Raw genomic sequence first — 22,617 nt, forward strand, 5'->3', positions numbered from 1 at the left:
CTGTATAATGTGAAAGTTGTATGTCCATTATCGTGTGAGATTTGTGGTAGAATCCTATTTGCCTATTCAAATTACTAGTATTGCTGACTGCAATATAAATGCCTTATCTGTATTTACATTTACAAGGGAGAATTTCGTTACTTAAAAACAGTAACATTTTTTTTATTATGTAATTTGAAATGTAGTTATTAGTAACAATACTCGCACATACACTTTTACAGAAACCTCTGTTAGAGAATTTTTATAACTTATGAAGTTAAATTTCGAAATATCCTCCCCCGAAAAAATGCACCAATAAATTTTATATGAAAAATATAATATTTTTCTTTTCAGTTTTCATGCCTTTTGGCATCAATTACGCTCAAAAACAGATTATTGACACTAGTACTTACAAAAATTGGGTTACAATAGGAGAAGAAGCAATTACAAATAATGGGCAGTACATAATGTATATTATAAGAAATAAGCCAATTGGGGGAAACACACTGGTTGTGAAATCAACAAACAGTAATTGGGGGAAAGAAATTTTGATGGCCTCCAATCCTTTTTTTTCTGAAGATAGCAGATATTTAGTATTCATGAGAAATGGAACAGATAGTCTTATCATACTACAATTAGGCTATTCAAATGAAAAAGATATCAAAAATATTAAATCATTTAAATCCCCCAAAGAGTCCAAACGTTTTTTAGCATATAGCTCAAGTGTGCATGAAGGAGAAATTACCTTATATGATTTAGTTTCAAATAAAGAGGTAGTATTCTCAAATGTAATTGATTGTCAATTTGATGATAATGGGAAAATATTGTTACTAAAAAAAGAGGATAGGAGTAAATCTTCGAATAAGCAATCTTTAATATGGTATAATTTGTCTATTAAAACTGAAAAAATCATTTGGGAAGGAGACAATATAGAAGATTGCATATTTGATCATGAATCAAAACAAATTGTATTTTATGTTCAAGTGAAAAAGAATAAAGAGTTTGATTTGGAAATTTGGCATTATACAGAAGATAAGAATCAATCAAGTGTTTTGATAAATAGTGGATCAATTAAAGATTATGAAGCATTCACAATAAGTCCTGAAAATTGGGACACACAGTTTAATAAAGGGGGGACAAAATTAGTATTTTCTGTACAAAAAAGAGCTACTGAAAACATTGAACAAATAAAAAATAAATTGGCCGCAGATGTAGACGTATGGACGTTTAAAGATACATACCTTCAGTCAGAACAGCTTTCTGAGACTTTTAACAAATCAGCCAATATTCGATTAAAAGCGTCAATTGATGTTTTAAGTAAGAAAGTTGTTTTACTTGAGAATGATAGCATTAATTTATTGTTAGAAAATAATACTACTTACTTCCTGGCAAATGGAATTTATTATCCTGATTCATATTACAATGTGGACAGAATACCCCATTTATTTCTAATATCCGCAAATGATGGAGAAAAAATAATTTTGGCATCTAATATGTATAATTTATCATCAGCTAATATATCACCTAATGAAAAATTCGTAACTTGGTTTGATCAGGATAGCTTAAGTTATATCTGTTATAATGTTCAAACAGGAATAAAAAAAAATATTTCAAAATCAATACCTTATCCTATTTATGATGATGAGCTACTTTGTAGCACTGGTAGATATGCAGTTTTTAATGTTGCTCATAGTGAATCTGCAATTAGATGGATAGCTAAGGATCAAGCTATGTTAATTTATGATAGATATGATATTTGGAAAGTCGACCCGAATGGAGTAAGTGCACCAATCTGTATTACAAATGGTTATGGTCGAAGAAACAAAATAGTATTTGGAATAGTCGATAAAAATTCATCTAATGAAAATGAAGAAATAGATAGAAATGCTATATTGTTGCTAGCAGCTTACAATTTGAATAATCAAGATAATGGTTTTTGGCAAAGTAGGCTTAATGCATCAAACGATCCTAAATTATGTATAATGGAACCTTATAAATTCTTTGTTCCAAGAATTGGAGAACCATTTCAAATAGATATTTTTAAAAATACTGTTTTTGAACCTTTAAAGGCAAAAAATAATAATTATTGGCTAGTTAAACGTATGAGTGAAAAAGAAAGCCCCAATTTGTTTACGACTATAGATTTCAAATCATTTAAAAGAGTTAGCAATATAACCCAAGAAGACAAATATAATTGGTTAACTATAGATAGAATTACCTGGACGATGAGTGATGGTAAAGTATCGCATGGACTTTTATATAAACCGGAGAATTTTGATTCCACCAAAAAATATCCCGTAATATTTAATTATTATGTGAGAAGAAGTGATGAGCTAGTTCATCAATTTTTGGATCCTGATTTTACGAGACAAGCTATTAATATTCCAACTTTTGTGAGCAGAGGTTATCTTGTTTTCATTCCCGATATATATTATCAACAAGGTCATATTGGGAAAAGTGTAGTGAATTCTATAGTTTCAGCGGCTAAATATCTATCTAAATACAAGTGGGCAGATTCTGCTCATTTTGGTCTGCAAGGTCATAGCTTTGGAGGATGGGAAACTAATTACCTTGTGACTCATTCAAATATATGGGCTGCTGCTTGTGAATCAGCTGGTACATCTAATCATATTAGTTCTTTTGGTCAACTAAATAGAGGCAAGAGTAGAGCGGGATTTTATGAAACGTCCACTCAGGGAAGCCATTATGGAATAGGTGTAACTCCTTGGACAAGGCCAGACTTATATATCGAAAATTCTCCAATTTTCAATGTTGATAAGGTAACGACTCCTCTATTAATGATGCATTGCAAGGATGACGAAGCAGTACCTTTTGCACAGGCAATTGAGATGTTTTTAGGGTTAAAAAGAGCCGGGAAAAAAGTTTGGCTATTACAATATGACAAAGAAGGACATGGTTTAATGAACGACAAGAATGCAAGAGATTATAATATAAGAATATTCCAATTTTTTGATTACTATTTGAAGGCTGCGCCTGCTCCAAAATGGATGATAGAAGGAATTCCAGCTTCAAAAAAGAGTATCGATTTAGGATATGAATATGAATATAATCAGCAACCATAGTCTATGTATCAAGTGATAAAATGTATATTCTTAGATTATTTTGCAACTGCAAAGATAGGACATGTTAAATGTAATGATTCGATCTGAGGCTTTTGAAAGAAGGTGCTGTTTACTCTTGTTTAGATTTAGGGACTGTTTTAGTTATTAAAGCTTGTTAGAAACTCTTTGAATAATTTTATACTTGTTGTACTGGTGGACCTTAGAAATAGGAACGTGATTGGTTGGACGCTAAGTACTAATATGAAAGCTATTTACACTGTTATATTTGCCTGGGGATGGCAGGGCATAAATTTATCAATATGAAATAATCAATGTTAATAGCTTTCGAATATATAGAAATCTGGTACAATCTCAAGAGATTATATTCTGCGCTGGATATTTGTCGTCAGAGGAATTTGAAAAGAAAAACTTAAGCGAATTCAATGTCGAAGTTTAGCGGAGTGTCTATTTTGTTATTGTAATTCCAAATCGTATCCGGGACTATTGGAATAAGTATGTAAGTTTCAAAATCGGAGTAATTGAATAGACTAAATTTTCAGCCTGTTACCCCAAGTAGTTAAAAACTGATTAAAGATTATGCTCCAGTTTCTAATGGGCATGGCCCATTTTTTGAGGTTTCTCTTAGCAGAAGGTATACCGATTTCATCGCGGCTTCATCATTCGGGAAGGATTATATTTCCTGATCTTGCCATTGAGATTCTCAATTAGATTAGTGGTGTAGATAATCTGTCCGATTTCCATGGGAAAATCAAAGAATATAGTTGTCGCGTCCCAGTTATCGCGCCAGCTCTTAGCAGCGTAAGCATATTTACTATTCCATTTATTATCTAACATATCCAGTTCAGCGAGAGGCTTGCCGAGTAGGTGTGGTATAGATATCCTTCAGGTCAGTAGCAAATTCCTTTTTATCTTTCCAGATAACATATCGGCAGCTATTGTGGATCTGATGGACTACGTATATTTGAGTGGCTGATCAATATATCTTCACGACCATGTGCCTTCATATCAGTCAAAACACACATCCAGTAAGCGGCGGACTCATTCTTACCAAGCCGCATACCCAGTACTTCTTTAAGTCCATCACGTCGAAGTCCAACAGCAATGTGAACGGCCTTATTTATTGCCTTACTGTTTTCTCTTACCTTAAATATAATCTCATCCATCCACACGATCAAGTAAACAAGCTCTAATGGACTATTTTGACATGCTACTACATCTCTTGCAACCTTTGCCGTAATCTGGCTTATAGAGGAGCGGAAACATCAAATTTATATATATCTTTTATTTGGTCTTCAATATAGGAGACACTCATCCCTTTGGCATGCAGCTTCTTCAAGTCCTTCTACGATGTTTTCCCTTTTGGGCACGATCATCGGGTTAAAACTGGAATCCCGGTCCTAGGAACACGTATTTCTGATTCTCCGTAGTTCGTTTTGATCTTCTTCCCATGAGCATTACGGGTATTATCACTAACGGTTTGCTCATTCTTGCTATATTCCCAATGCCCATCCAATTCTCCTTCCAGCATCTTTTCGATCCCCGTTTCTGAATCTGAGTCAAGAAGTGATTGAGCAGCTTGCCTGTCTTAAATTGCTTTAAAAACTCATCTGATAAGAAATTTTCTGTGTTCATATGATTGTGTATATTTAAAATTAAAAAAATCGAAGTTCTTCAACCCCGATTTTTTCATTTACACAGTTTTGAGATAGTATCTCAATTTCTGTGAAACATAGAAATTATCAAAAAAAATGAGTTCGAATAACATCCCTATAAACAATTATACTAGATTTAATATCATAAAATCTATATCATAAGATTAGTATTAAACTAGCCTCATGATATAGATTATTATAACCAAAAAATAGCTATTTAATGGAGATTACCATGCGCAATTATCCTTGAGCATCTGTAAAACGAGCAGTTGGACACCCCGTTGTTAAAGGTGTTGTAGAAACGTTTATAATTGGTGCTGTTAAAGTGGTAGTACCAGCAGTCAAAACAGTACACTTACCAGCAGTACCTGTGTAAAAAACAACGACGTTTCTATTTGCTTTAAATGCCAATGCGCCTCCAACTATTGCAAATATTGCGATTGCACTTAACATGATTTTAGCACGTTTCATAAAAATGTTGCCTTTATAATTCAAAAGGCTAAACTTTAGTCAATAAAAATATTATTGCTTACTATTTTCTTAGGGTGTTCAGCGATTCCCTTTCATGATCAGGTTTGATTGCAATACAAGACCTCATCTATGTTAGCTAACAATGTTTTATCTTCATTTATTATATCCAACTGAGACTTAAGTATTATTATCATAAACTTATTTGGGATCTTCATATGGTATTCCTTACTACTCTAATTATTACACACAGATAACCTAGACGAATATAGAATTATAATCATCCTTAATTGAGCTCGGTGCCATTTTGAATATGTAAATCACTATCCAGATATTTTTTTATAAACAATATCGAATTTTTATTTTTTCAAAACCCTATGATATAGATTACTATAATCAAAAAATAGCTATTTAATGGAAATTGCCTTGTACAATTATCCTTGGACATTTGTAAAACGACCGGTTGGACAATTGGTTGTTAAAGATATTGTAGAAACGTTTATAATTGGTGCTGTTAAATTGGTAGTACCGTCAGTCAATATCGTACACTTACCTCCTGTGCCTGTGTAAAGAATAAGAAAAGCTTTTTTTGCTTTAAATGCTACTACGCCTCCAACTATTGCAAATATTGCGATTGCACTTAACATGATTTTAGCACGTTTCATAAAAATGTTGCCTTATAATCCAAAGGGCTAAAATTTAATTGACAAAGATATTAGGGCTTACTGTTTTCTTGGGGTGTTCAGCGATTCCCCTTCATGATCAGGTTTAATTGCAATGCGAGATAAGTATTCTGTAAATAGTTAAAATGTTCTTGTTATTACCAATACATCTTTTGAAATAAGATGTATTGGTGATTTTTATAGTAGATATAAGCAAGCGAAATTTTCTGCTCGTTTTTATACTAGATGTGAATGTTTAATGAGTACGATTTTAAATAGTTCAAGAAGAAAATGAAATTGTTTAGATAGCCTTCTAATTGAGTGATTCATTCAATTTACTGATAAAATAATTTGAATTAAAGGGTAATAAATGTTTTGCTTGTAATAGAGGTGTATATCTAAATGTTGTGAATTTCGAATGCTTTTTAAAGAAGAGATCATTTAAAATATTTTTCGGGTTACTTACTTAGCTCATCACAAATATAGATAGAAGATAATTAGAACAATTGCATAATGGATGTGAAGAAAGAACAAAAGTTATATCTATAATTATCAGTACAGCAGTCATACTTCACTAAAAGTACTCCGGTACCTTCCTGGCGCAACTCCGGTGGATTTTTTGAAGACGCGAATAAAGAAGGAAGAGTCGCTGTACCCAACTTCAAGACCGATATCGGCGATAGGGAGTTCAGAGCGGATGAGAAGAGTTTTGGCTTTGGACATGCGCAACTGCTGGACATATTGGAGTACGGTAAGGCCGGTTTTCAAACGGAAGCCATTTTGAAGCGCACGTTCAGTGATACCCATGTTTTTGGCAAGGTCCTCGATGTTGAAGAGGAGTTCAGGAGAGGATTCTATTTTATGGATGAGAGAGAGTATTTCGGTATCGAAGAGGGCAATAAGCCGGCTATCCTGGAAGGAGCGTCGATGAACGCCATCAAGATAAGCGATAGTAAAATCTGCAATACGGTTGTCGTAGTATTTGGTACGCGCATCACCAGTAAGGAGATTGTTCTTGATTTTGTCTAATTCAACACGGACAGTGCCAGAGTATTTGGAGTAAGGGAGTTCCAGCGTAGATTTATAGAGACCTGAGAAAGCGGTCATTAATTCGGAGAGCATGGAATAGGTGGAAAGTAGTTGAGAAAGTAAAGAAACAGAAGGCTCGATATAAATAGTATGATAAATCTTGTTTGCAGATAAATGAAGCGGAATAGAAACATCCGGCCCAAGGTAGCGCATACAAAGATGAGTACTATTAAGCGACACTTGCAGGAAGATAACAGGAGTAGTCGATGATAAAGTAAGAGAAAGGTCTGAAGAAGTGACTTCAACATACTGCTCACGATAAACATGCCCCGCAATTTCAACAGACTGATTAATGAACACTCCCCAACGAGAGGATATGAATTGCACAGAAGTCCTGGGAATGTTTAAAGCTAGTTTACGATAACGGGTTGGCAGCTCTGATAAGACCTTTCCATCTGGTAAGCTGATGTTTACAGGCATTATATAAAGGTTTGTATGGTTAACAATGAAAATAATAGAGCTAAGGGTATAACAATAACAAATATCTCAATAGGGAACAGGAATAAATAGGACGAAAACAAACTATTAATGAAGAAATAAAACTTAAATAGTGCTAATTGTCCTTTCTGAATTCATGCGGTGTCTTCCCTGTAGTCCGTTTAAACACCCGGGAGAAGTAGGAGTGATCTGTATAACCGACCTCAAAAGAGATCTCGGAAATACTATCATCAGAAGATAATAGGAGAAGTTTAGCTTTCTCAATTCGCTGCTGCTGCACAAACAACAACACCGTAATCCCCTTTTTAGACTTAAACGCATTTTCCAGCGCACGCGGAGTCATCCCCATTCGCTGGGCTTGTTCGATGACGTTGATAGGCTTCTCAGGGAATTGTTGAATAAGGGCAATGAACTCTTCTATCTGAATAATAATAACACTGGTGATGTGATTATCCCGGTGAATCTCTTCAAGATAGGAGAGAATAAAGTCGCTAAGACGACTATTATAATAAAGCACACTAGCCTGCCCCGGAATCACCCAGTTTTTCAGATTTTGTATCTCTTTATGGGCTTTCTTGCCAAATTTGCTATAAGGCAACACAAAAAGAGTATCCGCTTTCAAAAGTTGTAAGAGATGCGGATAACTGCCAGCCAAACCCGTTAATAAGACCGTAGAAGGGGAGATATAAACAGAATGATACTTCTGCCCTGCAAACAGGTAAATAACGTAAATAGCGCCTGGTTTAAGGTAATGCATGCCCCGCTTGTTAGACTGGGGAAATATGCGGCCATCAGGATATCGTAAAGTGAGATCTCCGGAGAGCATACCAAAGAGCACAAGTATAGGAGCAGTAACGGTAATATGTATCTCGGTATTGACTAAAGGTTCGAAATAATGTTCACCATAGAGGTAGTCATTGATTTGTACATACTGATGAATAAAAGTACCAGGAGCGCCGTGGGTATAAATAATGGAGAGATCGTCAAAGGGTAACTGTAGTTTCTTATGTCGCAAAGGAATCAGGGTTGTTGTGGAGACCTGATTTACTAATGCTTCAGGCAGCTGAAACATCATCGGCATGCTGGGTTCTTTGCAGGTGAAGTTCGACATAACAATTCAAACACATTAGGACGATAGCTAATTATTTTCATGATTATCAACCTGTTTTTGTTTTAATTTTTAACATATAAATTTTTAATGTAATTTAGGATAGAGCCCGGTGCCAATGTGCTATAGTACTCATTCTGCGGATTAAATGAAAATGAAGCAGTTACTCTGTAATACTCATTATTAACCATGTCTAAAATCTATCCCGTAATCCTGGTGCTATCCCTCACCTGCTCAAAAGGATTAGCACAATGTGGTATAGCAGTTACCACTATCCCTAATACTTTCATGTGCCAGGGCGCCTCTATCCAAATGGACGCAACCGGTGGAATCACCTACAAATGGAGCCCGAAAACGGGACTCTCCAGCGATAGTATTGCCAATCCAATTGCAAAACCGACAGTCACTACTACTTATATAGTAACAGGTTATGATGCCAAAGGATGTTCAGGGAAAGATAGTGTAACCATTCGCGTTAACCCATTACCGGAAATTACAAAGAACAACGATACAGCGATATGCGCAGGAGACCATGTCTCCTTATCTGTTAGCACCAATTATCCTGCAACATATAGCTGGTCGCCCGCAACGGGATTAGATAATCCTTATGTCGCCAATCCGGTAGCATCACCGATTACTAATACAGAATACACAGTAACAGCTACCACTGAATTCCGTTGCAGCAGCAAAGCGAAAGTAGACCTGGTAGTAAATCCCGCACCGGAATTTCTCATCAGACCAGATACACCTGTTATCTGTATCGGTCAGCATATATTGATCAAAGCAAGTGGGGGAGATGTATACGCCTGGTATGTGAAAGATTCGCTGATATCTAATGAAGCTGGGTTAACAGTAGCACCCACAACAGATACATTATACAAACTGAGCATCACCAATAATACCTGTCATTATACTGATAGTTTCAGTGTACCCGTAAAAGTGTATAAGATTCCTGTAACGTCTTTAACTAAATCTAACAATGTAGATTGCGTACATCACGATGCATTATTAGAAGCTACCGGTGGTAATAAATACAAGTGGGAAGAAGCAGATGGCCTCAGCAATTTAAATATCGCCAATCCAATTGTGACACCTACAAAAACAACTACCTACCAGGTAACTATCACAGATGAACATGGCTGTTCTAATTTAGAAGCAACTACTGTAGGAGTAGATTTTAATTCTTCACTCAGCCAGTACACGTTACCCTCTGCTTTCTCTCCTAACGGAGATGGTAACAATGATTGCTTCGGATTAAAATACTGGGGGAGAGTAGAAGGATTACTGTTTAATATCTATAATCGCTCCGGACAACTACTCTTCTCTTCCAATACAACAAACGCCTGCTGGGATGGATATTACAAAGGAATGCCGCAACCTGTAGGGACTTACCTCTACTCGATTACGGCAAAAACAGCTTGTGGCAATGAATGTAAAAAAGGAACAATTATCTTACTCAGATAAACTGGCAATACTCTCCAGCAACAACTGCGCCTGTGCATGCCTGGACGTTCCAACCGGAATATTCAGCAGCCATTTACGGCAATCATTATATTTATGTTCTTTCAAAAAACGAATCGCCATAAAATACGCAGCATCATATTTGAAAACAGAATTCCCTGCATACACATGTTCCAGCATATTCTCCGCTTTCTGCATATCACCTGTCTCTATCAATGAAACACCATAATAAAAAGTGATCATCGCATCATTCCTATCCTTTTCAAATATTACCTGTAAATCTTTAGCAGCTACATCAAATTGCTGATTGTTGAAAGCAGTAGTCGCCTGTTGCAACAACGTATCTGTATGATCTCCTCTCTCCGCAGATGTCACCATCTGTAAACCGCCATATTCTTTATACAGGTCATGCTGTTTCCAGGGATGGAATAAGTTCACCACCAGTATCAGCGCTACAGCTGCCGCCGCACATGCCCATTTGATATAAATGCCTACCGGTCTTATTTTAGCTTCCGTTTTACCGAAATACTCTTCATTCAGCGAATGTAAAGTCTGTGATAACGCCTTATCCTGTGTATCAGGGGCCAGTCGCGTACGCAACGTAGCCTGTACCTGCTGATACTGCTGTACATTTTCCTGCAGCGTCTTGTCGCGTTGTAACATCAGTTCAAACTGTTGCTGTTCCTCTCCGGCCATATCGCCGTTAACATACAGCGCTATTTCTTCTTCAGTATATGAGTGCATACGATTCATCTATTGTTGTGAACGGATAATTTTTAGCAGGGTAGCCATACATTCGGATTTCTTCTTACGCAGATAACCGTAGGTAACACCCAGAGACTCAGCTATTTTCTCCTGGTGTTCATCCTGTAAACTACGCTGAATGATCTCCCTGCATTTTTCTCCCAGTTGGCGAAAAGCATGCATAAATAACCTGGTCTGGCCTTCCTGCTCTGCAATTTGCTCCGACATGGCAAAAACATCTTCTCCCATATTATCATATACATCCGCACTGTGATTTGTTACCGGGTCATTCGATCTTTTTTTTAACTCATTCAGCCATTTCCGCTTACATACTAATAATAAGAAGGGCTCAAAAGGGCAGGTCAGCTGCAATTGCTTGTGTTTGGCCTGCTGGTAGATGGCGGTCAGGGCTTCCTGGAAAATATCCGCTGCATCCTGTCCGGTACCACTATTGTTAATAATGTATCCTTTAATCTTATCAGCAAACTGCTCATAAATCTGCCGGATAATCCGGCTATCATTCTGCAACAGGCCTTCTATATAACGTTGATCAATATGCGTGACGGTACTCATTGTCTGTTTTCTGTGGGTCTGCTAATATATAATAAATTTTTTTAAGGGAGGGGGGTAACAAAAGGAATTACCGGTTGATATACCTGTAGAAAGGCGGTAGCTGAAAAGCCTGAAAAGAGTAAGCAACTATTTTAAACCAGATAACTATGAATGTAAATCCTGTAGTAAAAGACGCTTGCCTGTTGTTAATAGCGATACTGTTGGTAACACTCATGCATGCCTGTAAACATTAAAATTAACTCACTTCAAAAAATAACAATTATGAAAAAGTTCCTAGTTTTAGCTTCTGTAGTACTGATTGCCGCCTGTAGTAAAGAGACACAGGCACCTACTCCTGATAATTCAATCAAAGCCGCCGATTTCTTCGCAAAATACAAAGTAAACGAACAAACCTTCAAAGGTAGCGCTGCACTGGGTTTCACTATCACCGGTGAAAAAGGTACTAAAATCACTTTCCCCCTCCATGCCTTCAAAGATTCTATTACCGGTGCTGCAGTAAACATCGGAGATGTTGAAATCAAATTAACAGAAATACTGAGCAAAAAAGATATCCTGTTATCTGGCCCTATGACCGAATCCAATGGTCAGCTGCTGATTTCAGGTGGAGAAATAAAAGTAACTGCTAAACTGAATGGCGCGGTATTAATCCCTGGTGATTCTGCCATCAAAGTAGAAGTGCCACAGGTAATGAAAGCAGGTGATATGAACCTGTTCGTACAGGCTCCAAGGAAACAGGCTGATGGTGGTACTATCCCTCCGGATTTCCAAAGTACCTGGGTACCAGCTCCTTATGCTCCATTCGGTATGGGTGCCAGTTCCTATATCTTCACACTGCCTGCTTTCACATGGGTGAATTGCGACCGCTTCTACAGCGATCCTGCTCCTAAAACCACTATCACAGTGTCCCCTGACTTCCAGGATTCAGATTCAATCTCCGGTTTACAGGTGATGATCGTGTTCAAAGATATCACGACTGTCATCACCCTGCCTTTCAACTATACTTTAACACAGTTCCAGTCCTACTTAAACTCCCTTCCAATCGGTAAAGAAGGAGAACTGGTACTGATCGGTAAAGATGAAAACGGCTACATAGAGTTCGGTACACAGCACATCACGATCGCTGCAGATATGCACATCGATGCGCCAATTGCCCGCTCTTCAGAAGCAACGGTATCAGCTTTTCTCAATACGGTACAATAGTTCAGTGATTCTTGCTTTGACCCCAATAGGATGCTCCTCAGCCGGAGCATCCTAATTTTAATTATATAGATAATTATTATATTTAAGGATTTATATTACCTTGTGTTATAGATCCCTATCGTAAATGTAGCACTATGAAACACTGGTTCCTTCTGTTATGTATAATATGTGTGAAAAGTTATGCGCAGTCCACAGACAGCATACCTGCTCAGGTCAATACTCAGGAGACAGATAACAAAATTGCTTTTTCATCTGATTTACGTGCCTTGCGTCCTATCGCTGGTGCGCCTTCTCCTTTTTACTCTTATTTCTGGGAATTCGGAGATGGTACTTTCAGTTTTGAAAAAACACCACTGCATGTTTACAGCGATACGGGGAATTATGAAATAAGATTATACGCGACTAATAATTATGACGATGGAAAACCACCGCCAACAAGGCCCCGCCCTGTAAGGATCAAGAATAAATCCTTTGCAGATGCTGCTACGCCTTCCGGGTTTTTTAAAGGAGGCGGCGCTATTGAAATGAAAGTAAACAGGATGCCCAGGGCAGGAGAGGAGATGGTATTACTGATAGGATATCGGCAACAGGCAGTCACCGGCGGATCGCTGATGCTGCTGTACAATGACAAGGATTTTAAGCAGGATAACTTTGCCTGGCAGGAAGTACGTGCCCATCACCAGGAAAGGGAGATCCCGGCAGATTCTATGTGGGCATATATGCAGGAACAACCTTTGAATATGCCGCTTTTACTGGCGAAAAACGGCCCGGCGGATGAAGATGTCATCACTAATCCCCTCCGTAATCAGCAGGTAAAAACCATGGTGATGGACCAGATGCAACAGTTCCGTAAGAACCATGTGTGGCGTATGGAAAAGATCCAGCCTGGGGCAGAACAGTTCATGTTCGTTTCCCTGCAAACCACGCCGGAGATGGTGAAAGATACCAATGCTGTCGTAAACCTCACCGCTTTATTCATTCCCGATGATCCTTCCGCAGAACCGGAACAATACGTACTGGAACTGCCTATAGTAGCCTCCCATGATCCTAACCGCATGATTATGCGCAACCGGCACATGAACTACCGCTTCACCGGTAAAAAGAGAACACTCACTTACAAAATACAGTTCCAGAACACCGGTACCGGTCCTGCTTCTAAGGTGGATGTAGGCATCCGTATCCCGGATGTTTTAGATGGTGGCTCTGTAGACCTGGTAGAGATTCAGCCTAAATGTATCCCCTGCGCCAAAGCATACGAGCATCAGAGCTGTGTGGATACCGTCAGGACAAAAGACAGCGTGCATTTCGTTTTACGCAATATCTACCTGCCAGGCATGCAGCAGGATGGCGTACATGATGAAGATTCTACCAAAGGATTTATCAAATACACCATTCACTTTAGCCGTAAGCCGGCCAAACAGCCGTTTACCAGTCGGGCTGCGATTGTTTTCGATCACAATGAACCGGTGGTGACGAATCGTTCTACAGCCCGTTTTATACCCGGAATTTCCCCTGGGATCATTATGGGTTATACCAGCAGGCTGGGAACATCAGGAAGCTGGAAAACGGGCGATAAAGGGCTTACAATAGGGGCCAGTCTTTCTCCCTATGCACCACATCATCAGTACCTGCAACTGGAACTGTATGCCAGTGCTTTCAATGAATATACACAATACCTGGGCCGTCGGGAAGGTGGAGATACTGTTATTAACGATACAGGTTATAAAGTGCGTTACCGTGATAAATATGAAAATGTACGTATAGTGACAATTGAAGCGGTTCCTTTGCAATTCAGGTATAATCTGAATAGCTGGATAGGGGTAGGAGTAGGGATGATGGCGAACGTAAATCTAAGCTCACGCGTTAAACATACATTGAATACTGTTGCCGAAAACGCAAATGGTGGTAATGCTACTTTACTTACTGGAGAGCTGGATAGTAAACAATCCTGGTTTACTGAGTATAACCCTGGTTTCTTTGGAGATCTGCAGTTGGGTAGAGTACGTACCGGACCAGCAGTGGGCATCCGTTACCAGTATTATACCAATCCGGCACAGCAGCGGATTTATATGTATGCTACCTGGAGATTGTAAATCATTTCCCGACTCTGTCAATAGGTCTGAAACGTAAGGCACTCCAGGTATCGTCTATGGAAATGGCGGTGACCGTAGTGATACCGAACTCTTCTCCGGTTACACGAATAGTATCTCTGTTGATATCAGTTTTAATCTTTGATGTTCCTTTGGGATAAGCAAACCATAAAACACTGTCTGGTTCAATGTTTTTCAGGTTGTTTTTGAGGAAGTGGAGATATTCTTTGTTGTTATTGATAAACACTAAAGTATTAGTGTTTTTTTTCGCAAGGCTTGTTTTGAAACCAAGTTGTACAAACGCGGCTTCAATAGCGGCTGGTGCATTCAGCACAATACCATTGTCTTTGAACTTAAGCTTTTTAATAGTGTCCTGCATCGTTTGTCTCTTTTATTAAAACTAAATTAATAATATTATAGCCATCTTGGTTGTTTAAATCCTATTCAGTACTTTGCTAATCCTATGCAATTAACCGTCAACGCCAAACAGCTTGGCCGTAAAAGGGACTTAATCGACAGGCTGGTAATAGAGATTGAAGATATCGGACAAGAGCCTACAGTGGCCGAATTGATCAGCGCTGTAGTTATACAGCAGGTCAGGGAATTTAATAGCAGACCTAACGAACCGACTCTCCTTCCATTGCTCGATCAGGAAACCTCCGGCAAAATTAGTTTTGGCAGTATTTATAATGATACGAAAGCTGATCCATCAGAAGCCGTTAAAACCGCCTTACTGGCATTTCAGGACGGATTGTTTGTTATTTTTGCCGATGAGAAGGAGTATACGAAATCTGAACAAATCATTCATTTACAGGAAGATACTATTATTACTTTTATCCGTTTAACATTTCTTGCCGGTAGTTACTGGTAGATTCATCCATACCTCTATTTTATGCAGAAAGAAGTTCTAAACGCTAAGGTAATCCCAAGCCCCTTAGAAAATTACGCGGAAGCCCTGAAATCAGATAAGATCCCCCTCTCCGCCAATGCCAGAGAACTGGGACTGCTCTTACTGAACGATGCAGAAGAAAAATCCAGGAGAAGAGATAGCCGCCGCTGGCCGGTATGGCCTGTAGAACGTCATAGCGAACGCTACAAACGTATTGTCGCGCTACTGGGCAATGAGCATTGGGATAACGAAGAAAATTACAATCTTTTATTATTCTTTTTTGGAGCAGAAAAAGCTGCTTATATGCGCTATGCCTGGAAACAGGCGCCTTATCAGATGTACCAGGAAGGGTATGCGCGCCGCTCTTTCCGCTCACCCAATAACCCTCATCACTATCTGGCCAGGCAGATCAACAATCTCATTCACATACTACCCCAGGCATACACACAGGCGCATACTGAAAGTTTCGAGCAGATCACTACCTTTTATGACCTTACAATTGTAGAACAGATTCGTTACAATTATTTAATGGCAGAGAGAAATCCTGAGATTTTCAGGTTGTGGTCGGCTGCTGTGGATATGGGAAATACAGATGCCTTTCAGATATTGGAAGATATCATTTACAATAAAGATGCAGAAGGAAAGGTTACTCAGAATATTATAAAAGCACTGCTGAATAGTAATAAACCGGCCGCCTGGAAACTGATAGAACAACTGCTGCTCTCTGCACAACGGCAGGAAGGCTTGCGGCAGGTGATCCTGGAATCGCTGGATGAAACCAGTATAGGCGCAATGAAGCATCTGCTGCGCGTGATAGTGGATAACGACCTGGTACGCTTTTCATCCGTAGTACGTGCAATAGATGTATGGGTAGGTATGGGCTGGGAGAGTGAACGCGAATCTGCTGTAAAGAATTTCATGGAGAAAGCGATTGAATACATCGAATATCCCGAGCTGATTCCTGCTGCTTTACAGTCGGATAATAATGCAGACGTGTTCATGGGGTTGTGGGCGCAGGGTGTATATGATGTACAGAAAACGGCGCCTTATCTGAAACAACTATACGAAGAAGGTAATGTACAGAAACGTACACTGGCCTTACTGTTTGCAGATAATACCCGTTTGAATGAAATCAGTTTTCCCCTTCACCTGTCAGCGCTGAACGATAAAGAGCTGATGCCATTGGGGCTGGCAATAAATGCCTTGCATAGCAGCATTGGTATACGTGATAATGCGAATTATTACAACCAGCATTATCCGGATCTTTTCAATAAACTGCACGAAGTATATAAACGGGTAACGGTAAAGGAAAAAACCTTTTCAGGAGAAGTCTTCTCCTGGTTGAAAGTAGCGTTCTCAAGGAGTACGATATTAAGAGCGATGATCATGCTGGTGGGTAAATACCCTGATAGGATGGATATCTTAATCAGTTACATGGATGAGATGGACAGTCTGATGAAGAGAATGCTGACGTTGAGAGTATTACCTGAATACGCCTCTCATGAGGCTAATTTCAAGACGGGTGATAAATCCAATATGACGGATTTTCAGCATCAGTATGCAATGATCATATTGAAAGACAGATCTGAATTTGATACTGCTTACACGGTATTATATCATACACAGTTTACGCCCGAAGAACTATCTACATTTCCTGCATTACTGAAAAGAAAGGCGGCAGAGTTCAGGGGAAATATTATTACGCTGTTATTGCGTCAAACCGATAAAGCCCTGATACCTGTGATGCAGGAGATTCTAAAGGGAGATGCAGAACAACGTATGGCCGCACTGGACATCCTGATACAGCTGAAAAAGAAGAAGCGCCTGCCCAGTGAAAGTGCTACATGGATCAAGGCTTTCAGGGAAAGGAAAAGCATTTCATCTAAAGAAGAGGTGTTGTTGTCGCAGTTGGGAGAAGGCCATAAAACGAAAGATGTATCTGCTGAAAACGGGTATGGATTATTTGATCCTAAACAATGTGTACCCGTTGTACGTCCGGTGATAGATAAGAATAATCAGTATGAAAAAATGCTGGCCAAACATCCTTATGCGTTTTCCGTACCGATTGAGACTTTAAAAGAAGCCATCACAGAACTATGTGATTTATTCGAAGCACATAAAGAGGAAGAATACGAGGAAGAAGGATATGATGGTACCCGCCGCAAAGTATTACTGGGGAATGCTTTACTGATGAAACTTACAGGCAGAGAGATGCTGGTGAGGGACGAAGTTCCTTTATACGAAGTATGGCAGTCATGGTGCGAAAAATGGGCTTTAACACCGTCAGATCTTTTCCTGTTGATGCAGGCCTTTATCTATCCTGTGAATGCTTTTGCTAAAATAGTTTCAAAACAACTGCCGGATGTAGAAGAATTTGTATCGGGTCGTTATGCGAAACTAAACAGGTACAATAATCCGATTATAGCCCTGCTGAACATTCTGAGCTTATTCAATCCTTTCAATAATGCGGATGAATTTGCATTAGGCGCTACTACCCGTATGTTTGCTTCTATCAGTGATGAGATGCTGCAAAAAGGCATCAAAGAAGACGGGCCTCAGGACTATCGCGAAGGCTGGCAGCAGATGTCCGGTATGTTCTTATTTCTCAAAGCGGCAAAACCGGAAACAATGCCGGATGAACTGGTAGCGTGTTGCTGGAATTTGTATCACTGGCGACAATTCTCCGGACTGAAAGAAAGCAACCCTCATAATATTACACCACTGATGGTCTATGGCCGTGCATATGAAAATGGAATTATCGGAGAGCCTGATCTGTTACGTGGTATCATGGAGCCCGAACATATGCGCTTATTATCTTCACCCAGGCGTAATGAACGCGAGTTTGATTATATGGGGCGTTTCCCTTTCCTGTTACCGCTATTTGAAAAGGCACGTAATCATGTACTCGATATAGAATTGAAAAGAGGAGATCTTCCAACATCTGTAACTTTTATAGCAGAGGAGATCCAGTCCTTATTTGGTGTAAACCGCTTTGCAGAAATCATTGCCGGCTTGGGTAAATCAACACTTCAGAAAGGTTACTACTGGGGTGGTGGTGATGCCAGTAAAACATCTTCCTTTAGTGATTTACTCAAACAGTGTCTGGCATTACCTACAGATACACAGGAGCAGTTTAATGTAGCCATGCAACAAATAAAGGGCGATGAACAGCGATTGATAGATGCCGCTATGTATGCCCCTCAGTGGCAATGGTTTGTTAGCAATTACCTGGGCTGGAAAGGTCTTGACAGTGCCATTTGGTGGATGCATGCACATACTAAAACGGATGCTTACAAATCAATAAATTCAATAATCGAAAGCGAAATTGCCCGTTACTCTTCACTGGATGTGGAAGAATTCAAGAATGGTGCAGTAGATAAAGAATGGTTCCTGAAAGCATATAAGGAAATAGGCGCCGAACACTGGCCCATGGTATATGACGCAGCAAAATATATTACGGATGGTAACGGACATCGCCGCGCACGTATTTATGCGGATGTATTGTTAGGTGTATTAAATTTGAAAGAAGTTACAGAGAAAATCGCGACCAAACGAGATCAGGATTATGTACGCATATACGGACTGGCTCCACTGAATAAAACCAATAAAGCAAAGGATATCCTGGCCCGTTACGAATTCCTGCAACAGTTTAAAAAAGAGAGTAAACAATTCGGTGCGCAGAAGCAAAGTTCTGAAGCCTTATCTATACAGATCTCTATGGAAAACCTGGCTCGTAATGCCGGTTATCCCGATCCGATACGGCTTACCTGGGCGATGGAAACAAAACAGATACAGGCCATCCTCTCTAAAGAAACACAGGTACAGTATGATGATGTACTGATAGGATTGGTCATTGATGAAAATGGAGAAGCAGATGTAGTATCTTTTAAAGGAGATAAAACCCTGAAGGATATCCCATCTAAATATAAAAAAGACAAAAAGGTAGAGGAACTGAATGGGTTTAAGAAAATATTACGTGAACAGTTCCGTCGTTCCCGTATAGGACTGGAAGAAGCGATGGTGAGAGGAGATTTATTTTTGATGAGTGAAGTAAAGGATTTATTTACGCACCCGGTCATTGCCAAACATCTTGAAAAGCTGGTATTCATATCAGAAGAGAAACATGGCTTTTACCGGGATGCTACACTGGTGAATGCAGATGGGGATGTGTCAGCACTCAGTGATAAGGATCAACTGCGTATTGCACATTGTTCAGATCTTTATAGCAACAGTTCCTGGTCTGCTTATCAGCATGCTGCCTTTGATAAAAAACTGCAACAGCCTTTTAAACAGATCTTCCGTGAGTTGTACCTGATTACTGATGATGAGCGCCAGGAAGTAGCGGTATCCAGACGTTATGCCGGTCACCAGGTACAGCCTAAACAAACATTGGCGCTGCTGCGTTCCCGTGGCTGGAAAACGAACTACGAACAGGGTTTGCAGAAGGTCTATCATAAAGAAGGTTTCGCTGCCTGTATGCATGCGATGGCTGATTGGTTCTCTCCTGCGGAAATGGAAAACCCGACCCTGGAGACCGTGGTGTTCATGGATTTGAAAACCTTTAAGAATGTACCTTTCGATAAAGTACATCCACGTATTTTCAGTGAAGTAATGCGGGATATAGATCTGGTAGTGAGTGTAGCGCATGCAGGTGGTGTAGATCCCGAAGCCAGTCATTCTTCTATTGAAATGCGCAGCGTTTTATTAATGGAAACAGTACGGTTATTTAAACTGGATAATGTAACGGTGAAAGGTAGTCATGCCCTGATAAAAGGGAAACTCGGTGAATATAGTGTGCATCTGGGAAGTGCTGTAGTGCATCGGGTGCTATCAGGTTATTTATCTATCTTGCCGGTGCATTCGCAGCACAGGGGCAGATTATTCCTTCCTTTTATGGATGATGATCCACGCACCGCAGAGTTACTGTCTAAAGTATTGCTGCTGGCAAGGGACAACGAAATACAGGATCCTACTATTTTACGCCAGATTGCTGAGAAAAACTAACGAGATATGCATATAACTGAAGAGATTAAAGCGCGAAGAAATAATACGAGGGAACAGGCCCTGCTCATGATGGACATGGTGCCGCTTTCCGATACCGACAGTAAATACAATCTTCTTTCATCTGCTGCCAACTATCTGAACGATCCGGAAGTGATCAGTAAATGGATTAGCCTGATAGCCGCAGAGACGGATACACGTTTACAGGCCGATATGCTGCAACGTCTTGCAGCGGGTGGCTTACAGCCTATCCCGGATAAAGAAGCCTTTATTCAGCTATTGTCTGATGCTTTACAGCAGAATGAATCAAGAGATATCATATTACCATTATTAGGAAGATTCTCTATCACGAATCTCACTGCGCGACAAAAACTGATGGACTTTTACCGCGAACATAATAATGCGGATACACGCCGGCAGATCCTTTCCTGGTTACTGATACCAGTAGAAGCCAGTGAAAAAGACATCGCCTTTTATCACGAGATATTGGAAGAAACAGATACTACCAATCAACTGGTGCTGGTAAATCGCCTGTTATTGCAGGATAAAATGGAAAGTGAACAGATCGCCCGGTTGCTAAAACCCATCACTCCCGATGTGATCAAGGAAATGGTCTTGCGTTATTGCCTGGACCGCTCCCTGGTACTAAGTGAGCAACTATGCGAATTGATCCGTGCTGATAAGAACCCCGGGGTACGTAGATTCAGCATCCAATTGCTGGCAGTACACCCCATCAGTGATACCGCGGTCATGGATACGTTGCTAAAAGCCCTTCAATCAGATCCTGATGAAGCCGTGCGAGAGGCCGCCATGATGATATTTACTTACAGCATTTCGCTGACCCCTGCCAATATTGAATACCTCTGTAATTGCCTGCTGGCAGAGAAAAACACGCAACTGGCATTGCAGTTATTACAGCTGCTGGCTCCTTATTCGGCGAACAATATCATCCTGTCAGAAGCATTATGGACTTTACTGGATAAGCCTTTGCAGGCAAACGTGGCCCTTGGTATCTATGATATTCTTGGCAAACAGGTGCCGGTAAATATATCCTTCCTGGATAAATTCGTTGCTGCATACGATAAAGAACAAAGAGATGATGCGAAAGCAGTGATCTTAAAAGCGATCAGTACTGCGATGAATGCAGGAGGGGAGTGGAACGACTTCTATCTCAAAGCATTACAGGCACCATCACCCGCTATCCGCGAATGGGCGATACGCGGTATTAACATGATACCGCTTACACCTGAAAATACCAGTGCAGTAGCCGCAGCGGCGCCTGTCTTATTACAACAGGAACTGAACCGCGACCTGCGTATAAATCTCGCCCGTAAAATCAGTAAGATCCCTGCACTTTCTGCCGAAACCATACAAATCTTTACCCGCCTGGTGGATCATGACACCAATGATCAGATGGTAGGCATCGCCACCTATGTACAGGAAAAGGCGATCGCACATACAGGTGGTTCCAATATCAACTGGGAACAGTGGTTATATAAAGCGGATGTCTCACACGAAACAGATGGGATATTCCCGCACCTGTGGGTGTTTTATGAGGAGAACCCGAAGATGGCGAAAAAGATCCTGTATGCTTGTCTGAACCCGGCCAACGCCAACAGCCTGTATTACCAGAACGTATCTGATGTGGAGATCCTGGAGTTTCTGATGGTGAATGATGGTATTGATGATCAGCTGGTACGTTATGCCATGAACAAGTTATTACAGGCAGACCTCGGCTATGAAGGGATGTTCTACCACTATCTGCTGATCATCAAAAGTAATCCTACTGCACCGGAACTGAAACCCGCGTTATGGCAGTTACTGGAAACCCGTGGAAATTATATTAAACTCATACAATTCGATGAACTGTTGAGGATAGTCTGGGGACCTGCACTGGAAACAGAATTCAGACAACGTATGCTCCAACAGCAAACAGTAAACGGCCTGTTACCATTCCTGAAATACCTCAGCGTGAACAATACCTGGGAGCCTGTACCTTCTTTATTAAAAGATGCAGTGAAGCTGCCCGGCATGCTGGAAGATGACACTTTTAAGAAAGCACTCAAAGAGGCATGTTACAGCGCCAATATTGACTTCGATACGCTTGTCCGGACATCTGCGCCTCCACCAACAAAAGAGGTGGAAGAAGGCCCTGGATTTGCGGATTAAATTTTAACCAT

Annotated in this window: 16 protein-coding genes; 7 read left to right on the forward strand and 9 right to left on the reverse strand. The window is 40.0% G+C overall.

Annotated elements, in window-relative coordinates:
- The first annotated feature begins 305 nt into the window (after positions 1 to 305).
- Positions 306 to 3,062 (forward strand): alpha/beta hydrolase family protein, encoded by a 2,757-nt coding sequence (locus BMW86_RS22610; RefSeq protein WP_089784214.1) that lies wholly within the window; start codon positions 306 to 308, stop codon positions 3,060 to 3,062.
- A gap of 642 nt (positions 3,063 to 3,704) precedes the next feature.
- On the opposite strand, the gene BMW86_RS33375 is transcribed toward BMW86_RS22610, so the two are convergent.
- The 6 genes from BMW86_RS33375 to BMW86_RS22635 form a co-directional block, all read right to left on the reverse strand.
- Complete coding sequence (locus BMW86_RS33375) at positions 3,705 to 3,896, reverse strand: transposase (RefSeq protein ID WP_410492563.1); 192 nt, start codon at positions 3,894 to 3,896, stop codon at positions 3,705 to 3,707.
- A gap of 98 nt (positions 3,897 to 3,994) precedes the next feature.
- Positions 3,995 to 4,309 (reverse strand): transposase, encoded by a 315-nt coding sequence (locus BMW86_RS33380; protein WP_410492570.1) that lies wholly within the window; start codon positions 4,307 to 4,309, stop codon positions 3,995 to 3,997.
- Between the two features lie 645 nt (positions 4,310 to 4,954).
- A complete protein-coding gene (locus BMW86_RS22620) occupies positions 4,955 to 5,185 on the reverse strand; it encodes a hypothetical protein (protein ID WP_089784215.1) in 231 nt (76 codons plus the stop codon).
- A 431-nt stretch (positions 5,186 to 5,616) separates the two neighbouring features.
- Complete coding sequence (locus tag BMW86_RS22625; protein ID WP_089784216.1) at positions 5,617 to 5,847, reverse strand: hypothetical protein; 231 nt, start codon at positions 5,845 to 5,847, stop codon at positions 5,617 to 5,619.
- Positions 5,848 to 6,408: 561 nt separating this feature from the next.
- Positions 6,409 to 7,353: a helix-turn-helix domain-containing protein gene (locus BMW86_RS22630; RefSeq protein WP_089784217.1), complete on the reverse strand. Its 945-nt coding sequence runs from the start codon at positions 7,351 to 7,353 to the stop codon at positions 6,409 to 6,411.
- A 133-nt stretch (positions 7,354 to 7,486) separates the two neighbouring features.
- Positions 7,487 to 8,452, reverse strand: coding sequence for a helix-turn-helix transcriptional regulator (locus BMW86_RS22635; protein WP_177189362.1), 966 nt, complete (start codon positions 8,450 to 8,452; stop codon positions 7,487 to 7,489).
- Between the two features lie 216 nt (positions 8,453 to 8,668).
- Between BMW86_RS22635 and BMW86_RS22640 the strand changes: the two genes are divergently transcribed.
- The gene (locus BMW86_RS22640) at positions 8,669 to 9,943 is read left to right on the forward strand and encodes a gliding motility-associated C-terminal domain-containing protein (RefSeq protein ID WP_089784219.1); all 1,275 of its coding nucleotides are present in this window, start codon (positions 8,669 to 8,671) and stop codon (positions 9,941 to 9,943) included.
- Here the strand turns inward: BMW86_RS22640 and BMW86_RS22645 are convergent.
- Both BMW86_RS22645 and BMW86_RS22650 read right to left on the reverse strand, forming a co-directional pair.
- Entirely contained in the window at positions 9,932 to 10,684 is a 753-nt protein-coding gene (locus BMW86_RS22645; RefSeq protein ID WP_143056660.1) for an anti-sigma factor family protein, read from the reverse strand. The two genes, BMW86_RS22640 and BMW86_RS22645, sit on opposite strands and share 12 nt — an antisense overlap.
- Positions 10,685 to 10,693: 9 nt before the next feature.
- Positions 10,694 to 11,257: an RNA polymerase sigma factor gene (locus BMW86_RS22650; protein ID WP_089784221.1), complete on the reverse strand. Its 564-nt coding sequence runs from the start codon at positions 11,255 to 11,257 to the stop codon at positions 10,694 to 10,696.
- Positions 11,258 to 11,518: 261 nt separating this feature from the next.
- Here BMW86_RS22650 and BMW86_RS22655 point away from each other — a divergent pair, with 261 nt between their 5' ends.
- Positions 11,519 to 12,457, forward strand: coding sequence for a hypothetical protein (locus tag BMW86_RS22655; RefSeq protein ID WP_143056661.1), 939 nt, complete (start codon positions 11,519 to 11,521; stop codon positions 12,455 to 12,457).
- 134 nt (positions 12,458 to 12,591) lie between these two features.
- Positions 12,592 to 14,550 (forward strand): PKD domain-containing protein, encoded by a 1,959-nt coding sequence (locus BMW86_RS22660; protein ID WP_089784223.1) that lies wholly within the window; start codon positions 12,592 to 12,594, stop codon positions 14,548 to 14,550.
- Between the two features lies 1 nt (position 14,551).
- On the opposite strand, the gene BMW86_RS22665 is transcribed toward BMW86_RS22660, so the two are convergent.
- Positions 14,552 to 14,926: a hypothetical protein gene (locus BMW86_RS22665; RefSeq protein WP_089784224.1), complete on the reverse strand. Its 375-nt coding sequence runs from the start codon at positions 14,924 to 14,926 to the stop codon at positions 14,552 to 14,554.
- Positions 14,927 to 15,010: 84 nt separating this feature from the next.
- Here BMW86_RS22665 and BMW86_RS22670 point away from each other — a divergent pair, with 84 nt between their 5' ends.
- The 3 genes from BMW86_RS22670 to BMW86_RS22680 are packed head-to-tail and all read left to right on the forward strand — an operon-like array spanning position 15,011 to position 22,606.
- Positions 15,011 to 15,418, forward strand: a complete 408-nt coding sequence (locus tag BMW86_RS22670) for a hypothetical protein (RefSeq protein ID WP_089784225.1) — start codon at positions 15,011 to 15,013, stop codon at positions 15,416 to 15,418.
- A gap of 21 nt (positions 15,419 to 15,439) precedes the next feature.
- Positions 15,440 to 20,440 carry a DUF4132 domain-containing protein gene (locus BMW86_RS22675; RefSeq protein ID WP_089784226.1) on the forward strand — a complete coding sequence of 1,667 codons (5,001 nt, stop codon included), beginning with the start codon at positions 15,440 to 15,442 and terminating at the stop codon, positions 20,438 to 20,440.
- 6 nt (positions 20,441 to 20,446) lie between these two features.
- Positions 20,447 to 22,606, forward strand: coding sequence for a HEAT repeat domain-containing protein (locus BMW86_RS22680; protein WP_089784227.1), 2,160 nt, complete (start codon positions 20,447 to 20,449; stop codon positions 22,604 to 22,606).
- The last annotated feature ends 11 nt before the right edge of the window (positions 22,607 to 22,617 follow it).

Source organism: Chitinophaga sp. YR573 (assembly GCF_900110995.1).
Taxonomy (GTDB): Bacteria; Bacteroidota; Bacteroidia; order Chitinophagales; family Chitinophagaceae; genus Chitinophaga.